The following is an 18,187-nucleotide window of genomic DNA, read 5'->3' on the forward strand; positions in this document are numbered from 1 at the left end:
ATGGAACAACACTAGCGTTGTTGTCAACTGCTGGGGAAGCACGCTAGCTGGACGCCGGCCTCGCCTGGGGAGGAGAGAGGTTTGCTTTTGAGGCTCTTCGACGACAATGCGTACATCGCTGCAACCGTAGTTGCAGTGGATCGTCATGAGGCTGCGGTCACATGAAAGCGGCGCTGAACGGCATCAAGGTTCTCGAATTCAGCGTGGCAATGGCCGGCCCGTTTTGCGGCATGCTTCTGGCCGACTTCGGAGCTGAAGTTATAAAGGTCGAGCGCCCGGGATTCGGCGACGAAAGCAGGGCATGGCCCCCGTTTTTCGATGGAAAGCTTTCTCACTATTTCGCTGCGGCCAATCGCAACAAGAAGAGCGTCTGCATCGATCTGAAAAGCGAAGCCGGTATCGTCATTCTGCGGCGGATGGCGCAACAGGCCGACGTTATCATAGACAATTTCAGGTTGGGCGCCCTTGAGCGGATCGGCCTGGACTACGAGGCGCTGCGCAAGGACAATCCGCGGCTGATCTACTGCAGGATTACAGGATACGGCGCGAGTGGGCCGCTTGCCGGCGAACGCGCCAATGATCTGGCGATCCAGGCCTATTCGGGCGGCATGAGCCTCACCGGCGAGGCCGATCGTGGGCCTGTGAGAATGGGAATTTCCGTGGCCGACATCGGTGCCGGAATGTTCGCGACGATCGGTATCCTGACCGCGCTTGTCGCTCGATCCGAAACAGGTACTGGCCAATTGGTGGACGCGTCTCTGCTGGAGGGTCAGGTAGCCATGCTGGCCAATCACTTTACCTCCTTCTTTTCAACGGGCGCTGCACCCGTCCGGCGTGGTTCTTCCGGTCCGGGCATGGTTCCTTACCAGGCCTTCAAAGCCAGTGACGACTGGATGGTGGTCGCTTCTTTCACCGAACGCATGTGGCGCGGTGTGGCGCGCGCGGTAGGCAAGCCCGAATGGGGCGACGACCCGCGCTATGCCGATGCAAAAGTGCGCTTGGCCAACCGGGATGAACTGGTAGCGCGGTTGGCCGAGATCTTTCGCACCCGGCCTGTCGCAGTTTGGGAGGCACGATTGAAGGCCGAGGGGGTGCCGGTGACTCGCGTCAACAGCGTGGACCGGGTGGCATGCGACCCGCAAGTTCTGGCGCGGGACTTGATCGCGACACTGCGCCATCCCGCTTACGGCGAGGTCAGGATGCCCGGCCCCGCTGTGAAGCTCTCGCACACGCCAGCCGCGATCCGCATGCCGCCTCCCATGCTGGGGGAGCATACTCATGAGGTGCTGTCTGGCCTGGGGATAGAAGAGGCGACGATGAACGAACTCGAACAGGACGGGATCATCGCGATGTATTCCGCTATGGCGCGCGCATGAGCACGATGGAGAACAGCCTTCTGACGCCCGAGGTGAAGGCGTTTGTTGGCGTGCAATCGACCGAGGAAATCGCCTGCGATGTCGTCGAGCGGGGCGCGGTCCGCCGTTTTGTCCAGGCTTCGCTGGACGATGATCCCCTGTTCCACGATATTGCCGCTGCCGGGCGCCACGGTGGGCCGGTCGCGCCCGCGCTGTTTCCGGCCAGCATGTTTCGGCGTGACTTCGGCAGCGAAGATATTCTGCTGGAACGTGCGCTCGATCCCGATTTCGATGGCCTGGTCGGCTCGGCAACCCAGGGCCTGCCACCGCTGCCGCTGCCGCCCACGTCGCTTCTGAACGGCGGAACGGAAGTCGAGATTTTTTCGTATGTGAGGCACGGCGAGCAGGTCAAGGCGCGCTCCCGCTACGAGAATATCTATGAGAAAGCCGGCAAGTCCGGTCCCATTCTGTTCGTCGAGATCGTCACGGATTATGTGAATCAGGCCGGAACGCCGTTGATACGTGTCAGAAAAACACAAATTCGGCGGCGGATATGATGGTGACCGAACAGCTGTTCTTCGAGGATGTTCAGGAGGGAAACCCGCTACCCGATCTCACGTTCGGGCCATTGACCGCGCCGATCCTGATGCGCTGGTCGGCCGCGATCGAGAACTGGCATCGCATCCACTACGATCGCCCGTTCGCGATCCAGCATGATCACCTTCCCGATCTGCTGGTAAACGGCACGCTCAAGCAGCAGTTCATCATGCAGGCGCTGCGCCGGTCCGCAGGCGTGCGTGGTTGGGTATGGAAGGCGCGATTCCAGTTCAGAGGCATGAATCTGGTTGGCGAGACGCTGCGTGTATGGTCGAATCCGGCGCAGAAGCGCGAGCTTGGCGACTACGGCCTCGTAGCGCTCGATATCGGTATATTGAACGACGAAGATGTGGAAACGACGCCGGGCAGGGCGGTAGTCGCGCTGCCCTATCGTGATCGCGAGGCGGCCGGAGTGCCCTATCCATTCACACCACCAGACATCGATCTTTAGGCTCGGAACCCATGTCCGATCTGCCAAACCGCATATCGATCAAAGAGGAGGGCCCGCGTGAGGGTTTCCAGATCGAATCCGCTGCCATCCCGACTGAGCGGAAAGTGGCGCTGATCGATGCGCTGTCCGGAACCGGCCTGCGCAAAATCCAGATCGTGTCCTTCGTCAATCCCAGGCGTGTGCCGGGCATGGCCGATGCCGACGATGTCGTGCGGACGTTCAGGAAGGCCGAAGGCGTCGATTATTATGCGCTGTGGCTCAATCTCCAGGGATTCGAGCGTGCGCTCGTCCATCGTGCCCGGCTGGCGGTAAGGGGGACGCTCCAGACCTGCGCGTCGGAAGCATTTCTGCGACGCAATCAGAATCGGAACCTCGCGCAGAACGAAGCCTATCAGCGGCATGTAGCGGACGCATATCGCAATGCCGGCGTTCCGGTCGATCGCGGCAGCGTCATGGCGGCGTTCGGCTGCAACTTCGAGGGTGACATAGCGCCGGCGACCGTCCTGCGGATGGTCGATCTTATATTTGCCGTCGCCGCAGAAAATGCCTTCCAGATTGATGAAATCGCCCTGGCGGATACGATGGGCTGGGCCACGCCCCGATCGATCAAGCGCGTGGTCGGCGCCGTGCGGGACAGATACCCGGATGCGAGAATCAATCTCCATTTGCACGATACGCGCGGCATGGGCATCGCCAATGCCTATGCCGGACTGGAAATGGGGGTGGACTCATTCGACGCCTCCGTGGCCGGACTGGGCGGCTGTCCATTCGCCGCTCATCCCGGTGCATCCGGAAACGTCTGCACCGAAGACCTCGTCTTCATGTGTGAGGAAATGGGCATCGAGACGGGGGTGGATCTCGGGGCTTTGATCGAGGCCGCACACCTTGCGCGCGATATCGTCGGCCACTCTTTGCCAGGACATTTGATGCAGGGCGGCAAGCTCTCGGCACTGCGCCAGGCGCGCAAGGCGGTGGCGGGGGGCTGATGGAAACCGGGCTCACGCGCCAGATAGGGAACTTCATTGCGGAACTGAGCCCGGATCGGCTTCCGGGAGGCGCTTCGGACACCGTCGTAACCGCATTCACCGATTGCATAGGTGTAATGCTGGCAGGGCGCGATGAGCCGTCGCTATGTGCGGTCAGGGAAGAGTTTCTGGCAAAGGCGGGAGACGGTCGCTCCTCGGTTCTGCTTTCCGGGCTCCATGCCGACCCGGCGACGGCGGCGTTGATAAACGGAACGGCCGCGCATGTGCTGGACTATGACGATGTCGCGCTGCGCGGACATCCGAGTGCGGTCCTGGTTCCGGCCATTCTCGCAGAAGCGGAAGGAATCGATGCCGATGGCCCTGCAATGATTGCGGCCTATGTGGCGGGCTATGAAACATGGGCGGAACTCGGGCGTCGGTTGCCGAAACCGCTTCACACGAAGGGCTATCATCCGACGGCGATCTTCGGCACGCTCGCCGTCGCTGCCGCCTGTGCCAATCTCCGGAATCTGACGGCTGAACGGGCTGCAAGCGCGGTTGCCATGGCGGCCTCCCAGGCATCGGGCCTCACGGTCAATTTCGGAAGCGATACCAAGCCGTTTCACGTCGGGTCGGCGGCCGCCGCCGGCCTGATCTGTGCACGACTGGCAGCCCGCGGCATGACGGCATCATCGGATGCACTGGAAAACCCGGCAGGGTTCCTGGCTGCCTACGGCGCGGAGCCGCAGGGCCTGAGCGAGCCGGCGGATGAACTGGGAAGCCGCTGGCGGATATTGGAGCATGGCATAAGTATCAAGCGCTACCCGGTTTGCTATGCGATCCACCGCGTGATCGATGCCATCATCGAGATGCGACCGGCGCTGCAAGCCAGGCTGGCCGAAATAGAGAGCATCCATATTCATCTCGGCGACATCCAAAAGCGCATGTTGCGCATTGATCGGCCCTCCACGCCTCTGGAAGCGAAGTTCAGCGCGGGATTCTGCACCGCGGCGGCGCTGGTCGCAGGTAATGTCGGCATTGCCGAACTGCGGGATGACCTGATCGGCAGCGGCTTGATCGAGGACCTGACATCCAAGATCACATATGAAACGATAACGGAGGTCGACCCGGCCTTTTCAAACTACGCTCCATACGATCAAGTCCGTGTCCGCATGCGGACCGGGGAATGTTTCGAGAGCCCGCAGATAAGGCGGTGCAAGGGACACGCCAACATGCCCATGAGCGCAGCAGAACTGCGCGCCAAGTTTGAAGACTGCACTCGAAACGCATTCACGGCCAGCACCCGAAAGAATCTTTTCGAGCAATTGCAGTCGCTTCCTAGACTGGGTTCCGCAGCTGATTTGTCAGCGATCGCCGCTTCTTCGATTCCATCGCAGCGATATCAGGCCGCGAGTAAATGATGGAGTGAGAGGATATGCTTAACGGATTTTTTCGGAGTCAGGACTTTCTCGCCGGAGTGTTCTTCATCGCCTTCGGCTGCCTGACGCTGTATCTCTCGGCACCCTATTCCACCGGGACCGCGGCTTCGATGGGCCCCGGGCTTTTTCCCAAGCTCGTCGGCTACCTGATAATAATTCTCGGTGCCCTGACCGTCGGCAGAGATTTTATCAAACGCGGCCAGCAGGAAATGGCCCGGATACATCTGCGTCCCCTGTTCTTCGTCACCCTGGGAATTTTCATATTCGGCTGGCAAGTAGACAGGCTGGGCCTAGTCGTTTCGACAATCATATTGATCGTCCTCGCACGAATAGGGGGGCTGGATTCACAACGTTTCGTTGAGATCGCCGTCCTGAGCATCCTGTCCGCGACCGTGGTGTCGATCGTTTTCGCCTACGGCTTCAACATCCCATTCCCGATCTTTCCTCGTTGACGGCCGGGAGGACATAGGACATGGAACTCCTTCATAACCTTTTCTACGGCTTTGGGGTCATCCTGGATCCCGTGACGCTACTGTACTGTCTGATCGGGGTGACACTCGGCACTCTCATTGGCGTATTACCCGGACTCGGTCCGGTTGCGACGATCAGCATTCTGTTGCCGATGACCTACTATCTGCCGCCAGTACCGGCTCTCATCATGCTAGTGGGCATCTACTACGGGTCGCAATACGGCGGGTCCACGACAGCGATCCTTGTCAACATTCCAGGTGAATCGGCATCGGTCATCACCTGTATAGACGGGCACGAAATGGCAAAGCAGGGCCGCGCTGGAGCGGCCTTGGGGATCGCCGCCTTCGGTTCTTTCATCGCGGGGACCTTCGCCACATTCGTCATCGCCATTTTTGCACCTCCACTTGGAGAGTTCGCACTCGATTTCGGCTCGCCAGAGTATTTCTCTCTAATGCTTCTGGGTCTGGTGGCGGCAGTGGTGCTCGCCCACGGGTCGCTGATCAAGGCGATAGCGATGGTCTTGATCGGGCTGGTCCTCGGTATCGTCGGCACCGATTCCAATTCAGGCATAGCCCGCTTCACCTTTGGCGAGATCGCCTTGACGGATGGTGTTGATTTCGCTGTCGCGGCGCTTGGTCTGTTTGGTTTCTCCGAGGTGATGCGCAACCTTGAAAAGAGCGAGAAGCGCGAGACCTATTCCACCCGCATCCATGACCTTCTTCCCTCGCGTGACGATTGGAAGCGAAGCTGGAAACCCATCTTGCGCGGCACGGCTCTCGGCTCTCTTTTCGGCACCATTCCCGGTGCCGGCGCGACGATCAGTTCGTTTGCCGCTTATACGCTGGAGAAGAAGCTTTCGCATGAACCGCATAATTTCGGTCATGGCGCCATAGAGGGCGTGGCCGCACCGGAATCGGCGAACAATGCAGCGGCGCAGACGTCGATCATCCCGCTGCTCACCCTGGGCATTCCGGGGACGGCCACGATGGCGGTCATGCTGGGCGCCATGACGATCGTCGGCATCACGCCGGGGCCGATGGTCATGGTCACCAACCCCGACCTGTTCTGGGGACTCATAGTAAGCATGTGGGTCGGCAACCTGTTTCTCGTGATCCTCAATCTGCCGCTGATCGGTGTTTGGGTGAAGCTTCTTCAGGTGCCTTATCGCCTGCTGTATCCGCTGATCCTTCTGGTGGCGGTCGTCGGCATCTACAGCATCAACAACAATCACCTCGACGTCATGCTGGCGGCTGGCTTCGGGATCGCGGGCTATGTGCTCCACAAGCTCGGCTGTGAACTGCCGCCGTTGATCCTCGGGTTCATCCTCGGTCCATTGATCGAAGAGCATCTTCGGCGAGCGATGCTGATCTCCCGCGGCGATCCATCGATTTTTTTCACGCAGCCCCTGAGCGCGGCATTTCTGGCTGTGGCCGCCTTGCTGATCCTGATGATCGCGATACCGAACCTGCGGCATATCCGCGACGAGGCGGCGCTGGAGGAAGACTGACGCACACAACAATCAGAAGCCCGTGGGGCTTACCACCAGGGAGGAAATGTCATGCTTAGATCGTTGAAACATGTATGCAAGGCCTTGCTGTTTACGGCAATTCTGACGTTCCCCGTATCCGTTGCATCGGCGGCCGATTTCCCGAACAAGCCGATCCGCTGGGTTCTCGGGTTCGGAGCCGGTGGCGCCTCGGATATTCTGGCCCGCTCCGTCGCGCGGGGCCTGGAGAAGGATCTGGGAGTACAGGTGGTCGTTGAAAATCGCCCGGGCGCATCCGGCATCATTGCTGCGGGCGTGGTGCATGAGGCACCGAAGGACGGCTATACGATCCTTCTTCTTTCCAACAGCTACTTCAACAACGTGGCCCTGACCGACAAATTTGACTTCGATCCGCTCAATTTCGAGCCTGTGACGGAGGTCGCCGCGACTCCGAACATCGTCGTCGTTCCCGCGAGCAGTGAGATCATGTCGATTCAGGATCTCATCGATGCGGCCAAGGCTGCGCCCGGAAAGCTGAGCTATGCCTCCGGCGGTGTGGGAACCGGCACCCATTTTGGCACCGAATTGTTCAAGACAATGACGGATACCGATATCCTGCATATCCCCTACAAGGGAACGCAGCCGGCCCTGCTCGACCTCGCTGCCGGTCGTATCGACGTCATGTTCGCCGGTGCCTCGCCGGCGTTGCCCCTGATCACGGCCAAAAGGCTGCGCCCGATCGCGGTGACATCGTCGAGACCGGCTGCCGTGATGCCCGACCTGCCGCCTGTCGCAGAGACCGTTCCGGGCTATGAAGCCGTGACCTGGTATGCGGCGTTTGCGCCCAAGGGGACGCCAAAGGAGGTCGTCGATCGCCTGAACGGAGCATTCAAGGCAGCGCTTTCGGACGAGCAGGTGGTGGCCGATCTGGAAAAGCAGGCTTTCGATGCGGAGCCAACCACGCCGGAAGGGCTCGCCGAGTTGCTGGCCACGTTCATCCAACAGACCAAGGAAACCGCGCAGAAGGCCAGGATCACGCTGGAGGCGACCCCGCAATAGCTCTGCTTGCCGTCGATAAGTGGTCCGAATCCGCAATCAGGGGAGCCATGATGGAACTCGATCCGAATTCCCTTTCCGAGAGGGAGCAGTACAAGCTGATGACCGGCGCTATCGTGCCGCGTCCGATCGCTCTTGTGACGACATTGGGGAAATGCGGACCGAACGCGGCGCCATTCAGCCTCTTCAATATCGCGGGCACGGCACCTCCGATGGTCTATCTCTGCGTCGGCGACCAGGATGACGGCTCGGAAAAGGACACGATCCGGAACTTGAGGCACAATCCGGAATTTGTGGTTCACATTGTCGATGAAACGATGGCCGACCGGATGAACGTCTGCGCGACCGATTTTCCGTCAGATGTGAACGAGTTGGAACAGGCGGGCTTCTCGACGGAGCCTGCGTTCAAGGTTTCGCCGCCGCGCATCCGCGAAGCCCGCGCGCTGTTTGAATGCCGGACCTTGAATATCATCGACATCGGCAGCCGCCATCACATCATCATAGGCGAGGTGGTCTGGTTCCATTTCCAGGACGGCATCATCAACGAACGCTATCATGTCGATTTCAAGCAATTGCAGGCGATCGGCCGCTTGTCTGGTTCGCTGTATGCCCGGCTCGGCGAAACTTTCACGCTGGTCAGGCCATACCTGTCGGGCGGTGGAGGCGGTTGAAATGGCGACCGTCCAGGAGCTTCTTTCGCTCGACGGGCGCGTCAGCGTCGTTACGGGCGGTTCTGCCGGCCTGGGCTTGCAGATGGCAACCGCCCTGGCGGAGGCCGGCTCGTCGCTGGTCATCTGCGGAAGGAAACTTGGTGCCTGCGAAGACGCCGCGCACGAACTCGACAAGATCGGCGTCGATGTGCTGCCGGTACGCTGCGATATCGGCATACCTGAAGACATCGACGAACTGCGGCAAGCCGCCGCCGCGAGGTTCGGCCGTGTCGATGTACTGGTCAACAATGCCGGCAGGGCCTGGTTTACGCTGCCCGAGGAGATGCCGCTCGACCGCTGGCGACAGGTGCTTGATGTCAACGTGACAGGGACATTTCTCTGTTCCCAGCACTTCGGCCGGATGATGATCGCCCAGGGCAAGGGCAAGATCATCAACATCGCTTCCGTTTCGGGCCTGCTCGGCAAGCGTCCGGAAATCCATAATTCCCTTGCCTATAACACCAGCAAGGGCGCGGTGGTGAACATGACCCGGGATCTGGCGGTCAAGTGGGCCCGCCATCGGATCAACGTCAATGCGATCGCCCCCGGCTTCTTCCTCGCAAGCCGCAACCGGGATCGCTTCGAAGCGCGCAAAGACCTGATTCTGGGCGAAATCCCTCTCGGGAGACCGGGGAGCGGCCATGACCTGAAAGGCCCGGTGGTCTTTCTGGCTTCCGACGCTTCGGATTTCGTCACCGGCGCAATTCTGACCGTGGACGGGGGCGTCACCGCCTGGTGAAAGCAACTCTGGAGATTGACGATGGCCCTTGCGGAAGAGGTGACGAAACATGTGCCGGCCCAGCTTCCCGGAATTACCCGGAGCCTTGCCGAGTTTGCCGCGAACGCCAGCCTGGAACGTGTGCCCGGGGACGTGATCGAAGGTTCCAAGCGATCGCTCCTCGACACGATCGGGGTGATGCTGGGCGGCTGCGGCGAGCCTGCGCCGCGTCTGCTTGCCCGCTATGCCTGCTCCTACGGTATCGGAAAAGCCAGCTTGATCGGGCAGGGGCAGAAGGTGGCCGCACCGCTTGCCGCGCTTGTCAACGGAACGGCGGCCGATGTGCTGGGCTTCAGCGATATCGTGGTGGACAACATGAACCACCCTTCCGGCTCCGTGTGCGCCGCGGTGCTGGCGCTCGCCGAAGAACGGGACGCGAGCGGGGCGGACGTGATCCTCGCTCACCTGATCGGCGTGGAAGTCGCGGACAAGATCGGCGTTGGCGTGAAGCCGCAGCTACAGATCAAGGGGTGGCATCCCCTGGCTGTGCTCAACACGTTCGGCGTCGCCGCCGCCTGTGGACGATTGTTGAAGCTCGACACCGACAAGATGGCGAACGCGCTGGGCATTGCCGGCGTTATGGCAAGCGGAATGCGTGCCGGAAACGGAACGATGAGCAAGGCATTCGGCGCAGGCAGGGCGGCGCGGGATGGGCTCGAAGCGGCGTTGCTGGCCAAAATGGGCTTCACCGGTTCAACCGCCGTCATCGAGGCGCGAGACGGTTTCCTCTTGACCTTCGGTGACGGTGCCAGCGGTGCCGGCATTCTAGACAATCTCGGCGATCCCTACGAATTCACGAATCCCGGCATGACCTACAAGGCTTACCCGACCTGCACCCGCTCTCATCCGGGCATCAACGCGGCCCTCAAGCTGAGAGCCCAATACAAGTTCGGGCTGGACGACATCGATCATATTGTTTGCAATGTAGCGCCCGCAGTTGCCGACTACCTGAAGTTCGGCGTGGCGACAACCAAGCTGGAAGCCAAGTACAGCCTGCCTTTTTGTGTGGCTCTGGCGTTGATCGAGGGGCGTGTGACGCTGGCAAATGTCACGGACGAGAAAGTCGGCGATCCGCAGGTTATCGCGCTGATGAAGAAGGTCACGATGCAGATATCGGAGGATTTCGCGCGGCACGGCTATCTGCCGCCGCATGCGCCGCACGGCTGCCGGGTGCATGTACACCTCAAGTCCGGACTGGAACTGGTGCAGCAGGAAAACAGGGGTCCGTGGGAGCCGACCACTCCGCCCACATGGGAGCATCTGTCCGAGAAATATCGGCGCTGCGCGGAACTGGTCCTGTCGGATGAGGCTATCGACGGCTCGATCGACCTGTTGTCCAGGCTGGAAACGGTATCGCGGATCCATTCACTGATCGATCTGATCAGGCAGCCTGATGGTGTCAACGCCAGGATGCGGGCGGCTGAGGAGGACGTCACATGAGCTATGCAGCGCGCGTCAAAGATGGCTCCTACGGGTTACCCGCCGAAATCGTTGAGTTCCGGGATGTCGCCAGACGGATCGTAGCCGAACAGCTATTGCCGCTCGAACGCGAATATCTGGCCCACAAGGGAGCCGGATACGGCCTTCAACCGATGACGAACCTGCGGCGGGTCTTCAAGCCGGAAGTCGTGGACAGGCTGGTGGGGACCTCCCGCTCGACCGGCTTATGGCACCTGATGGTGCCGCCTGAATTCGGCGGCAGCCAACTCAGCACGCTGGCGAAGATGGCCATCGTTGAAGAGTTCATGTACACGGCTGTGCCATTCCCCTTCGTGAATGTGCCGAACATCCTTTACGAATGCCGGGGTGCGCAGGTCGAACGCTATCTGAAACCCGTCATCGAGGGCGAGAAGATCCATTGCTTTGCGCAGACGGAGCCCGATGCGGGCTCCGATCCCGGCGGCATGATGAAGACGAGCGCGGTGTTGACGGATGACGGCTGGGAACTCAATGGAACCAAGATGTGGATTTCCGGAGCCGACGAGGCCGATTTCCTTCTGGTGCAAGCGGTCACCGATCCTCAGTTGAGGCAGCGCGGCGGGATCACCATGTTTCTGGTCGACCGCGACAATCCCGGCCTGCGCATCGAAACGCCAGGCATTTCCACCTGGCTCGGCGCGACACCGTCCACCTATGTGGTTCACTTCGATGGTTGCCGGGTCAAGAACGATGCTGTTCTTGGCGAGGTCGGCAAAGGGTTCAATCTCGGTCAGAAGTGGCTGACTATCCACGACCGGCTGATGCGCGGGCCCTATTCGCTCGGCAAGATGCAGCGAGCCCTCGACATGTCGGTGGAATGGTCCAAGCAGCGGGTGACCTTCGGCAGGCCGATTTCGGATAGACAGGCGATCCAGTGGAAGCTCGTCGACATGTTCGTGGACATCTCATCGCTGCGCGCACTGATATACCAGACCGCGGCGCGCGCGGACGCAGGCGAGGATGTGCGCTCGGAGGCAGCTCTCGTTAAAATGTGCGCGGCTGACTGGGGAACGCGCTGCCTCGACCACGCGATCCAGATCCATGGCGCCATGGGCGAGTCGCTCGAATTGCCGCTGACGCTTTTCTTCCGTTACATCAGACACTTCCAGATAGGCGGCGGGACGAGCGAAATCCAGCGTATGCTGATTGCACGAAGTATCCTGCAAGACTAGTCGCAAGCAGCCGCGCCACACCTGACGCAAAGCCTCCCTGACCACCGCAGAACATACACCACCGTGTCAGGGCGTGTATGTCATCGGACATCGCCAGTTGGTTGAATGGGTTGCGATGCGGTGCCTTTTCCGTGCTCGATGGGATCTCCCATCCACGCGATGCAATCGAACAATCCTGCATTCGATCAGATCCGATTTCGACGAAGGGCAATTCCGATTTGACAAGGTAGGAAGCGTCCTTTAGTTTTGCATTAGAAACATAGTTTTGCATATAAAATAGTAGAATGGCGCTGCGGTAGGCTCATTGGTACATCAACGGAGGGGACCAGATGGTGTCGAAGAATACCAAATATTTGAAAGGTGCGCGGTTGATCGACGGCCATGGCGGTGCGCCGGTCCAGGACGCCGCGGTCGTTATTGAAGACGACAAGATCAAGTCCGTGGGGACTGCCGCTTCGCTCCCGGCGACCCCCGACATGCAGGTGATCGACGCCGGCAACTATTCCATCCTTCCGGGCCTTATCGATACACATGTTCATATCGCAGCTTTCAATCCGGCTACGTTCAAGAACTATCGCGTTTCGATTTTTGAAGTGTCGCCGGAATTGCAGAGCTACTACACGCTGTTCCATGCCCAGCTTTGCTTCGAGATGGGTTTCACGACGCTGCGCGACCTCGGGCGCATGACGACCCGAGGACAGAACACTGCGGCCATGGTGGCGCTACGCGACGCTATCAACAACGGTGTTCTGACCGGTCCCCGCCTTGTGGTCTGCGGCCGCGCATCGATCTCAAACGGCCACCTCGACCTGACGTTACCGCGGGCGGCCTATCGCGACTACATGACCGATCTGGTCGCGGACGGCCCTTGGGAGCTTCGCAAGCTGGCGCGTCAGCAACTGCGGCATGGCGTGGACTGCATCAAGACGGCCGCGTCGGGCGGTGGCGGTACCGACAAGGAAGAGCCTGACGTTCGCAACATGACCCAGGAAGAGCTGGACGCCGTGGTCGATGAGAGCCACGCCTTCCACAAGCATACGGCCGTCCACTGTTTCACCTCGGAATCGCATCGGATGGCCGTCCGCGCCAAGGTTGACACCATCGAACACATCGTCTTCACCGACGACGACACCATCAAGATGATACGCGACGCCGGGATCCCGGTAGTTCCCACGCTGTCGCATCGCACCGACCACGCGATCGAAGTGCGACGCCAGCACGGTACGCCCGAATTCATCCTGACCAAAATGAAGAAGATCCAGCCCTACACTTTCGAGTCCTTCCAGAAAATGCATCAAGCGGGCATCACGCTCGCCATGGGCACCGACCTCGGTGTCGATCCGCATATGGGCGAGAACGCAGGGGAACTGGAGATCTACGTCAAGCTCGGCATGACACCGCTCGAGGCCATCACGACGGCCACCAAGACGGCGGCCGAAGCTATCAAGCTCGGCCGCCATATCGGCACGATCGAGCCCGGCAAGCTCGCCGACATCATCGTTGTCGACGGGGATCCCTCGAAGGACATCACGGTCTTGCAGAAAAAGGACAACATCAAGCTCGTGATGAAGGACGGCACGGCCTTCGTAGACAAGATATCGAAGGACAAGAAGTACGTCATCCACAGCGAACAGAAGCAATGGAAAATCGTGGACTGAGACCATGACGTTGCATAAGGGAAAGACGGAAATTCCGTCCGCTCGCGAGGTATTCACCGACGCGACGACCGACAATTCGGCTGAGGCTCCGGTCCCTGTCACGCTTCTTACCGGTTTTCTCGGCAGCGGGAAGACGACGCTTTTGTCGCGCCTTGTGCGGGATCAGTCCATGGCCAGGGCGGCGATCATCATCAACGAGTTCGGAGAGATCGGCATCGATCAATTGCTTGTCACCAAGCCCAAGGAAGACATGGTGGTGCTGAGCAACGGGTGTCTGTGCTGTGCGGTAAGAGGCGAGCTCGCCGACACGCTGGCGTTGATGTGGCGCGAGCGAGCAAGCGCGAATGTTCCGCCCTTCGACAAGGTCGTCATCGAGACCTCGGGCCTCGCCGACCCGACGTCGATCATGCTGACCGTGACATCCGACGAGGATATCTCCCGCCGCTACGTTCTCGACGGGGTGCTCACGGTAGTCGACTCGGTGCAGAGCCTCGCCCAGATGGACGAGCATCCCGAAGCCGTCCGCCAGATTATCGTCGCCGATCGAATTCTTCTGACGAAGAACGACATTGCCGAAGACGGAATCGTAAAGAAGTTATGCCGACGGATTGCACGGCTCAATCCGATGGCGACGCTGCATAATGTCGAGCACGGCAAGATCGAGCCGCAACTTCTCTTCAATGTTCATCCCGACGGTCGAACCGATAGTCCTGAAAAGGTGGCCGAGTGGTTGCGTCTGGAGGAAGGTGAGAAAGCCTGCGGCCATCCCTACGAGTGTGACTGTCATAGTGATCATGATCACCACGGCCGTGATTCACATGCCGGATGCGGACATGATCATCGGCATTTCGGCGCTGCTCATTCGCACGACATCCAGTCTTATTCGATGTTCTATGAGGGGCCGGTCACTCCGGACGGACTTCAAGTATGGATGGACGCGATCGCACGGTTGCGCGGACCGGATATGCTTCGGATCAAAGGCCTGATCAATGTCGAGGGCCTTCCCGTCGTCATCCAGGCGGTGCAACATCTGTTCCATCCACCCGTCGAGCTGAAGGAATGGCCCGATAATGAGCGGCGCTCGCGTTTCGTCTTCATCACGCGCGGCATTGGCCGCGACGAGATTGAAGCCACATTTTCTGCCCTCAGCCTTCATTCTGGCAAGGATACCGGTTTCATGCTCGATCCGCAGGGCTATGAGCGTTTCGCCAAGGCGATGACCGCCGCTCTTTGATCCTGGTTCGGAGGAGGTAACGAGATGGCTGACCCCATGCATGAGCCGAGCGAAGAGACGCTGCGAGTGGTAAGCGCGGAACTCAACGGCAGACCTTCAACCCAGGTTTGGGGACGCAAGGGCATGGTGACATCCATGCACCCCAACGCAACCCTTGCAGGATTGGATATTCTGAAAGCCGGCGGCAACGCCGTTGACGCGGCGATCACCGTAGCGACAACGATCGCGGTGACCAGCCAGAATTGGGCGGGCCTGGCTGGTGACTCGGCATGGCAGATCCACTGGGCCGAGGAAGGCACAACGGAGCATCTCGACGGCTATGGCATATGTCCTCGATCAATGACCGCCGACGCCCTGATCGACAGGCTGGACGTCGGGCCGGACGCATTTGCTGAAGAGCCTACCGGCATTCGCGACAAGGGCATCGCGACTTCGCTCGTTCCCGGCACGCCAGCCGCCTTGTGCGCTGCATGGCGTCGATACGGGACCGTTCCTTTTGCCGACCTTTGTTCGCGGGCCATTGAGCTGGCGCGCGAAGGTATCGTCGTCAACAGCTACATTACCGGATCGCTGGGGAAATGCGCCGGCAAGTTGGGCTCGTTCGAGGCGTCGCGCGTTATCCATTTCGACGGGGATCGTCCCCTGCAGATCGGGGATCTTCTCGTACAGAAAGATCTGGCATCGACGATCGAGCGCTTTGCCATGTGCATGGAAAGCGAGTTCGTCGATGGTGTCACCGCACGCGCCATCGTCGATCATTCCAGAAGGGCCGGGGGGTTTCTCTCTCTCGAAGATTTTGGAGGGTACAAGCCCGTTTGGCGGCCTTGTTTGAAGGGAAGCTATCGTGGGCTGGATCTTATGGTGACGGGCGCGCCGACGTCCGGAATCCACGTCTTGCAGGCGCTGCGTATCCTGGATCAGTTCCCACTCCGGGACCTGGGATGCCATTCGCCTGCATCGCTCCATCTCCTGATCGAAGCCGTAAAGATCGCTCTTGGCGAACGGCGCAGGTTCGGAGGGGACCCCGATTTCCTCGAAATGGATATCGAAGCCAGCCTTGAAAAAAATCACGCCGCCGAACAGGCGCGCAGCATTGACGAGAACAAGGCTACATCCCGTGAGCCGGATTTTTCGTCGACAGCCGGATCCACCACGCATTTCACGGTCGCCGACCAATACGGAAACATCGTCAATGCCACACAGACCATCGGTGGGGACTATGGTTGTGGGGAAACCGTGCCGGGAACCGGCCTGGTGATGAACGAGCGCAGTTGGTGGATGTCGCTGAAGAATGGCCCCAACGTCGTCGCGCCGGGTCATAGACCCAATATCGGTCATGCGCCAACGATTGTGTTCCAAAACGGCGTGCCAATTTGCAGCCTCGGCAGCCCCGGTGGTTTCGGCATCGTTCAGTATGTCGTTCAGACGCTGGTCCACATGATTGACTACGGCCTCGATATTCAGGCTGCGATCGAGATGCCTCGCTTCCGGATTAACGACCTTGCGTTCGCGGTGGCTGTTGAGGATCGCATTCATCCCACGATCCTCGACGCCTTGAGGACGATGGGGCATTCCATAAGCACCTATCCGGCCTGGACGGACAGGATGGGCGGGGTCGTAGGTGTGGAAAAGCGCCAGCACGGTTTCCTGTCCGGATGGGACGTCAGGCGCAACTCCCTTGCCTTGGGCTATTGATTCCGGCGGACCGGTTCATTGCACCAGCCTCGGAAACCGTGAGCTACCGGCGCGTGCGGCCTCTATGTTTCCGAACTGACTCGTCCCTTCCTCATACCATCATAGCCGAGCCGGCTGGAAATCTTGCCTGCCGCAAACAGGACTTTTTCCACGAATTTGGTCTCTGCGGCAGGTTCAAACAATTCCACAGGGCCGGATGCATTGATTGCCGCGACAATCTCGCCTTTCCGGTCCCTCACGGGTGCGGCAACAGAGCCGCCACCGGGTACAAAACTTCCATGGCTTATCACATAGCCCTGGGCGGCGTCGGCAGCCACCAGTTTTGCCAGTTCCGCTACGTCGCCGGGGGTAAAGTCGGTATACTTCTTCAGTTTTCCCGCGCCGAAGATCGTCCTCAGTTCCGCCGGCGACTTGTCCATGAGCAAAGCCCTGCCGAGCGGTGCCGCGTAAGCCGGGCGCCTGGTCCCGATTGCCACATTGCTGGTCATGGGCGTGTTGCCGGCGACGCGGACCAGATGCACGATCTCCCGACCTTCCAGGATCGCCAGATGCGTCGTCAGATTGATCGCATTGCGCAGTTCCTCCAGTGCGGGTCGTGCAATATCGACGATTTCCTGCGAATCTAGGTAAGCGAAGCCCAGGTTGAGGACCTTGCTGGCGAGTCGATAGCTTGTCCCGTTGGTTTCCCGCTCAAGGAAGCCCATGGTCTCCAGGGTATATGCTATGCGAAACGCCGATGAGCGCGACATGCCGACCTTCTGCGCCAGTTCGGAAAGACGCAACGCGGGCGTTTCATGGTCGAACGATTGAAGAAGTTCCAGCCCTCGCATCAGGCCTGGAACCAGGTAGCGCTCATGGTTTTTGTGCTGTTGGGGCATGTATCGTCCGTTCGTCCAGGGAACCGGTAAGTTGCTGGTCTTCTAATCCCTTGGACGAAAAGTGACAATCAGGCCCCGAACACTGTTTCATCGGGCTTCGAGCTCGCAGAGGCTATCTGAAGAGGACATCGTGTCGATCGCTGAACTGGCGGGCAAAGATTACGTTGGTTCGGCAATTGCAAACCTTGTCGACCGCCGCCTTACAGGAGCCGCAGGTCAAGCGTCTGATGACGATAACCGGCGTGAATGTCACGGTGGCACTGAGTGTCGTTGCCGCTGTCGGCGACATTGAGCGGTTCTCCGATCCATCCCGGTGACGGCCGAGAAAGCGTCGTGTGCAGCAAGGTCAGGGCTGGCAAGTCGAAGGGGGCGGCCAGATAACAACTCGAACTCTCAGTTCATCAAGTACTTCGGCCTGCCCGCCATGCATGCTCCCGACACCCCAATCCCGGTAGGTGGACGGTAGTCGATCCATCCATGCAGGGGAATGCGGATTGGTGCGTCGCGCCTATACATGCCTGACAACAACCGTATTGAGCAGGATCATCGACGCATCAAGCGCCGGATCCGACCCATGCTCGGCTTTAAGTCAGCCGCCTGCGCGGCGACGATCTGCTCAGGCATTGAGATTGAGATGATCCACATGATGCGCAGACAACAGGCGAACTATGCCTATGTTCCAGCGCCATCACAGTTCGAACAGTTCGAAATCCTGGCCGCGTGAGCACTACGGGAGTAGCTCTCTACGCCCCAGTTACAGGTT

Annotated in this window: 17 protein-coding genes and 1 pseudogene; 17 read left to right on the top strand and 1 reads right to left on the bottom strand. The window is 59.8% G+C overall.

Features of this window, described 5'->3' with window-relative positions; all coding sequences use genetic code 11:
• The first annotated feature begins 161 nt into the window (after positions 1-161).
• From ABID37_RS24695 to ABID37_RS24765, 15 genes are all read left to right on the top strand, one after another.
• The gene (locus ABID37_RS24695) at positions 162-1,376 is read left to right on the top strand and encodes a CaiB/BaiF CoA transferase family protein (RefSeq protein ID WP_354199631.1); all 1,215 of its coding nucleotides are present in this window, start codon (positions 162-164) and stop codon (positions 1,374-1,376) included.
• Positions 1,373-1,912, top strand: a complete 540-nt coding sequence (locus tag ABID37_RS24700; RefSeq protein WP_354199632.1) for an FAS1-like dehydratase domain-containing protein — start codon at positions 1,373-1,375, stop codon at positions 1,910-1,912. The genes ABID37_RS24695 and ABID37_RS24700 overlap by 4 nt, the downstream gene beginning before the upstream one ends.
• Positions 1,909-2,403, top strand: a complete 495-nt coding sequence (locus ABID37_RS24705; RefSeq protein ID WP_354199633.1) for a hotdog family protein — start codon at positions 1,909-1,911, stop codon at positions 2,401-2,403. Before ABID37_RS24700 ends, ABID37_RS24705 begins: the two co-directional genes overlap by 4 nt.
• A gap of 11 nt (positions 2,404-2,414) precedes the next feature.
• Entirely contained in the window at positions 2,415-3,389 is a 975-nt protein-coding gene (locus ABID37_RS24710; protein WP_354199634.1) for a hydroxymethylglutaryl-CoA lyase, read from the top strand.
• Positions 3,389-4,789 carry an MmgE/PrpD family protein gene (locus ABID37_RS24715; RefSeq protein WP_354199635.1) on the top strand — a complete coding sequence of 467 codons (1,401 nt, stop codon included), beginning with the start codon at positions 3,389-3,391 and terminating at the stop codon, positions 4,787-4,789. The genes ABID37_RS24710 and ABID37_RS24715 overlap by 1 nt, the downstream gene beginning before the upstream one ends.
• Positions 4,790-4,803: 14 nt before the next feature.
• Positions 4,804-5,259 carry a tripartite tricarboxylate transporter TctB family protein gene (locus ABID37_RS24720; RefSeq protein WP_354199636.1) on the top strand — a complete coding sequence of 152 codons (456 nt, stop codon included), beginning with the start codon at positions 4,804-4,806 and terminating at the stop codon, positions 5,257-5,259.
• A gap of 20 nt (positions 5,260-5,279) precedes the next feature.
• Positions 5,280-6,785: a tripartite tricarboxylate transporter permease gene (locus ABID37_RS24725; protein WP_354199637.1), complete on the top strand. Its 1,506-nt coding sequence runs from the start codon at positions 5,280-5,282 to the stop codon at positions 6,783-6,785.
• An 84-nt stretch (positions 6,786-6,869) separates the two neighbouring features.
• Positions 6,870-7,823 (top strand): Bug family tripartite tricarboxylate transporter substrate binding protein, encoded by a 954-nt coding sequence (locus ABID37_RS24730; protein WP_354199638.1) that lies wholly within the window; start codon positions 6,870-6,872, stop codon positions 7,821-7,823.
• 47 nt (positions 7,824-7,870) lie between these two features.
• A complete protein-coding gene (locus tag ABID37_RS24735; RefSeq protein ID WP_354199639.1) occupies positions 7,871-8,491 on the top strand; it encodes a flavin reductase family protein in 621 nt (206 codons plus the stop codon).
• Positions 8,427-9,269: an SDR family oxidoreductase gene (locus ABID37_RS24740; protein WP_354199640.1), complete on the top strand. Its 843-nt coding sequence runs from the start codon at positions 8,427-8,429 to the stop codon at positions 9,267-9,269. Before ABID37_RS24735 ends, ABID37_RS24740 begins: the two co-directional genes overlap by 65 nt.
• Positions 9,270-9,290: 21 nt before the next feature.
• On the top strand, positions 9,291-10,748 hold the full coding sequence (locus ABID37_RS24745; RefSeq protein ID WP_354199641.1) for an MmgE/PrpD family protein: 1,458 nt from the start codon (positions 9,291-9,293) through the stop codon (positions 10,746-10,748).
• Positions 10,745-11,959, top strand: coding sequence for an acyl-CoA dehydrogenase family protein (locus tag ABID37_RS24750; RefSeq protein ID WP_354199642.1), 1,215 nt, complete (start codon positions 10,745-10,747; stop codon positions 11,957-11,959). Before ABID37_RS24745 ends, ABID37_RS24750 begins: the two co-directional genes overlap by 4 nt.
• A 329-nt stretch (positions 11,960-12,288) precedes the next feature.
• Positions 12,289-13,617, top strand: coding sequence for a metal-dependent hydrolase family protein (locus ABID37_RS24755; protein ID WP_354199643.1), 1,329 nt, complete (start codon positions 12,289-12,291; stop codon positions 13,615-13,617).
• A gap of 4 nt (positions 13,618-13,621) precedes the next feature.
• A complete protein-coding gene (locus tag ABID37_RS24760) occupies positions 13,622-14,851 on the top strand; it encodes a CobW family GTP-binding protein (protein ID WP_354199644.1) in 1,230 nt (409 codons plus the stop codon).
• Positions 14,852-14,875: 24 nt separating this feature from the next.
• Positions 14,876-16,546, top strand: a complete 1,671-nt coding sequence (locus tag ABID37_RS24765) for a gamma-glutamyltransferase family protein (protein WP_354199645.1) — start codon at positions 14,876-14,878, stop codon at positions 16,544-16,546.
• A 62-nt stretch (positions 16,547-16,608) separates the two neighbouring features.
• Here the strand turns inward: ABID37_RS24765 and ABID37_RS24770 are convergent, their stop codons facing one another.
• Positions 16,609-17,424 (bottom strand): IclR family transcriptional regulator, encoded by an 816-nt coding sequence (locus ABID37_RS24770; RefSeq protein WP_354199646.1) that lies wholly within the window; start codon positions 17,422-17,424, stop codon positions 16,609-16,611.
• A gap of 227 nt (positions 17,425-17,651) precedes the next feature.
• Here ABID37_RS24770 and ABID37_RS24775 point away from each other — a divergent pair, with 227 nt between their 5' ends.
• Both ABID37_RS24775 and ABID37_RS24780 read left to right on the top strand, forming a co-directional pair.
• On the top strand, positions 17,652-17,741 hold the full coding sequence (locus ABID37_RS24775) for a hypothetical protein (RefSeq protein ID WP_354199665.1): 90 nt from the start codon (positions 17,652-17,654) through the stop codon (positions 17,739-17,741).
• Between the two features lie 206 nt (positions 17,742-17,947).
• Positions 17,948-18,148 (top strand): annotated as a pseudogene (locus ABID37_RS24780) (DDE-type integrase/transposase/recombinase); the annotation flags it as partial.
• Between the last annotated feature and the right edge of the window lie 39 nt (positions 18,149-18,187).

Source organism: Aquamicrobium terrae (genome assembly GCF_040545735.1).
Lineage (GTDB): Bacteria > Pseudomonadota > Alphaproteobacteria > Rhizobiales > Rhizobiaceae > Mesorhizobium > Mesorhizobium terrae_A.

Bases quoted from the DNA above. Each gene is read 5' to 3' on its own strand.
- ABID37_RS24760 (WP_354199644.1), top strand. From the start codon at position 13,622: ATGACGTTGCATAAGGGAAAGACGGAAATTCCGTCCGCTCGCGAGGTA.
- ABID37_RS24765 (WP_354199645.1), top strand. From the start codon at position 14,876: ATGGCTGACCCCATGCATGAGCCGAGCGAAGAGACGCTGCGAGTGGTA.
- ABID37_RS24695 (WP_354199631.1), top strand. From the start codon at position 162: ATGAAAGCGGCGCTGAACGGCATCAAGGTTCTCGAATTCAGCGTGGCA.
- ABID37_RS24770 (WP_354199646.1), bottom strand. From the start codon at position 17,424: ATGCCCCAACAGCACAAAAACCATGAGCGCTACCTGGTTCCAGGCCTG.
- ABID37_RS24775 (WP_354199665.1), top strand. From the start codon at position 17,652: ATGACGATAACCGGCGTGAATGTCACGGTGGCACTGAGTGTCGTTGCC.
- ABID37_RS24715 (WP_354199635.1), top strand. From the start codon at position 3,389: ATGGAAACCGGGCTCACGCGCCAGATAGGGAACTTCATTGCGGAACTG.
- ABID37_RS24720 (WP_354199636.1), top strand. From the start codon at position 4,804: ATGCTTAACGGATTTTTTCGGAGTCAGGACTTTCTCGCCGGAGTGTTC.
- ABID37_RS24735 (WP_354199639.1), top strand. From the start codon at position 7,871: ATGATGGAACTCGATCCGAATTCCCTTTCCGAGAGGGAGCAGTACAAG.
- ABID37_RS24750 (WP_354199642.1), top strand. From the start codon at position 10,745: ATGAGCTATGCAGCGCGCGTCAAAGATGGCTCCTACGGGTTACCCGCC.
- ABID37_RS24710 (WP_354199634.1), top strand. From the start codon at position 2,415: ATGTCCGATCTGCCAAACCGCATATCGATCAAAGAGGAGGGCCCGCGT.
- ABID37_RS24745 (WP_354199641.1), top strand. From the start codon at position 9,291: ATGGCCCTTGCGGAAGAGGTGACGAAACATGTGCCGGCCCAGCTTCCC.
- ABID37_RS24755 (WP_354199643.1), top strand. From the start codon at position 12,289: ATGGTGTCGAAGAATACCAAATATTTGAAAGGTGCGCGGTTGATCGAC.
- ABID37_RS24700 (WP_354199632.1), top strand. From the start codon at position 1,373: ATGAGCACGATGGAGAACAGCCTTCTGACGCCCGAGGTGAAGGCGTTT.
- ABID37_RS24725 (WP_354199637.1), top strand. From the start codon at position 5,280: ATGGAACTCCTTCATAACCTTTTCTACGGCTTTGGGGTCATCCTGGAT.
- ABID37_RS24705 (WP_354199633.1), top strand. From the start codon at position 1,909: ATGATGGTGACCGAACAGCTGTTCTTCGAGGATGTTCAGGAGGGAAAC.
- ABID37_RS24740 (WP_354199640.1), top strand. From the start codon at position 8,427: ATGCCCGGCTCGGCGAAACTTTCACGCTGGTCAGGCCATACCTGTCGG.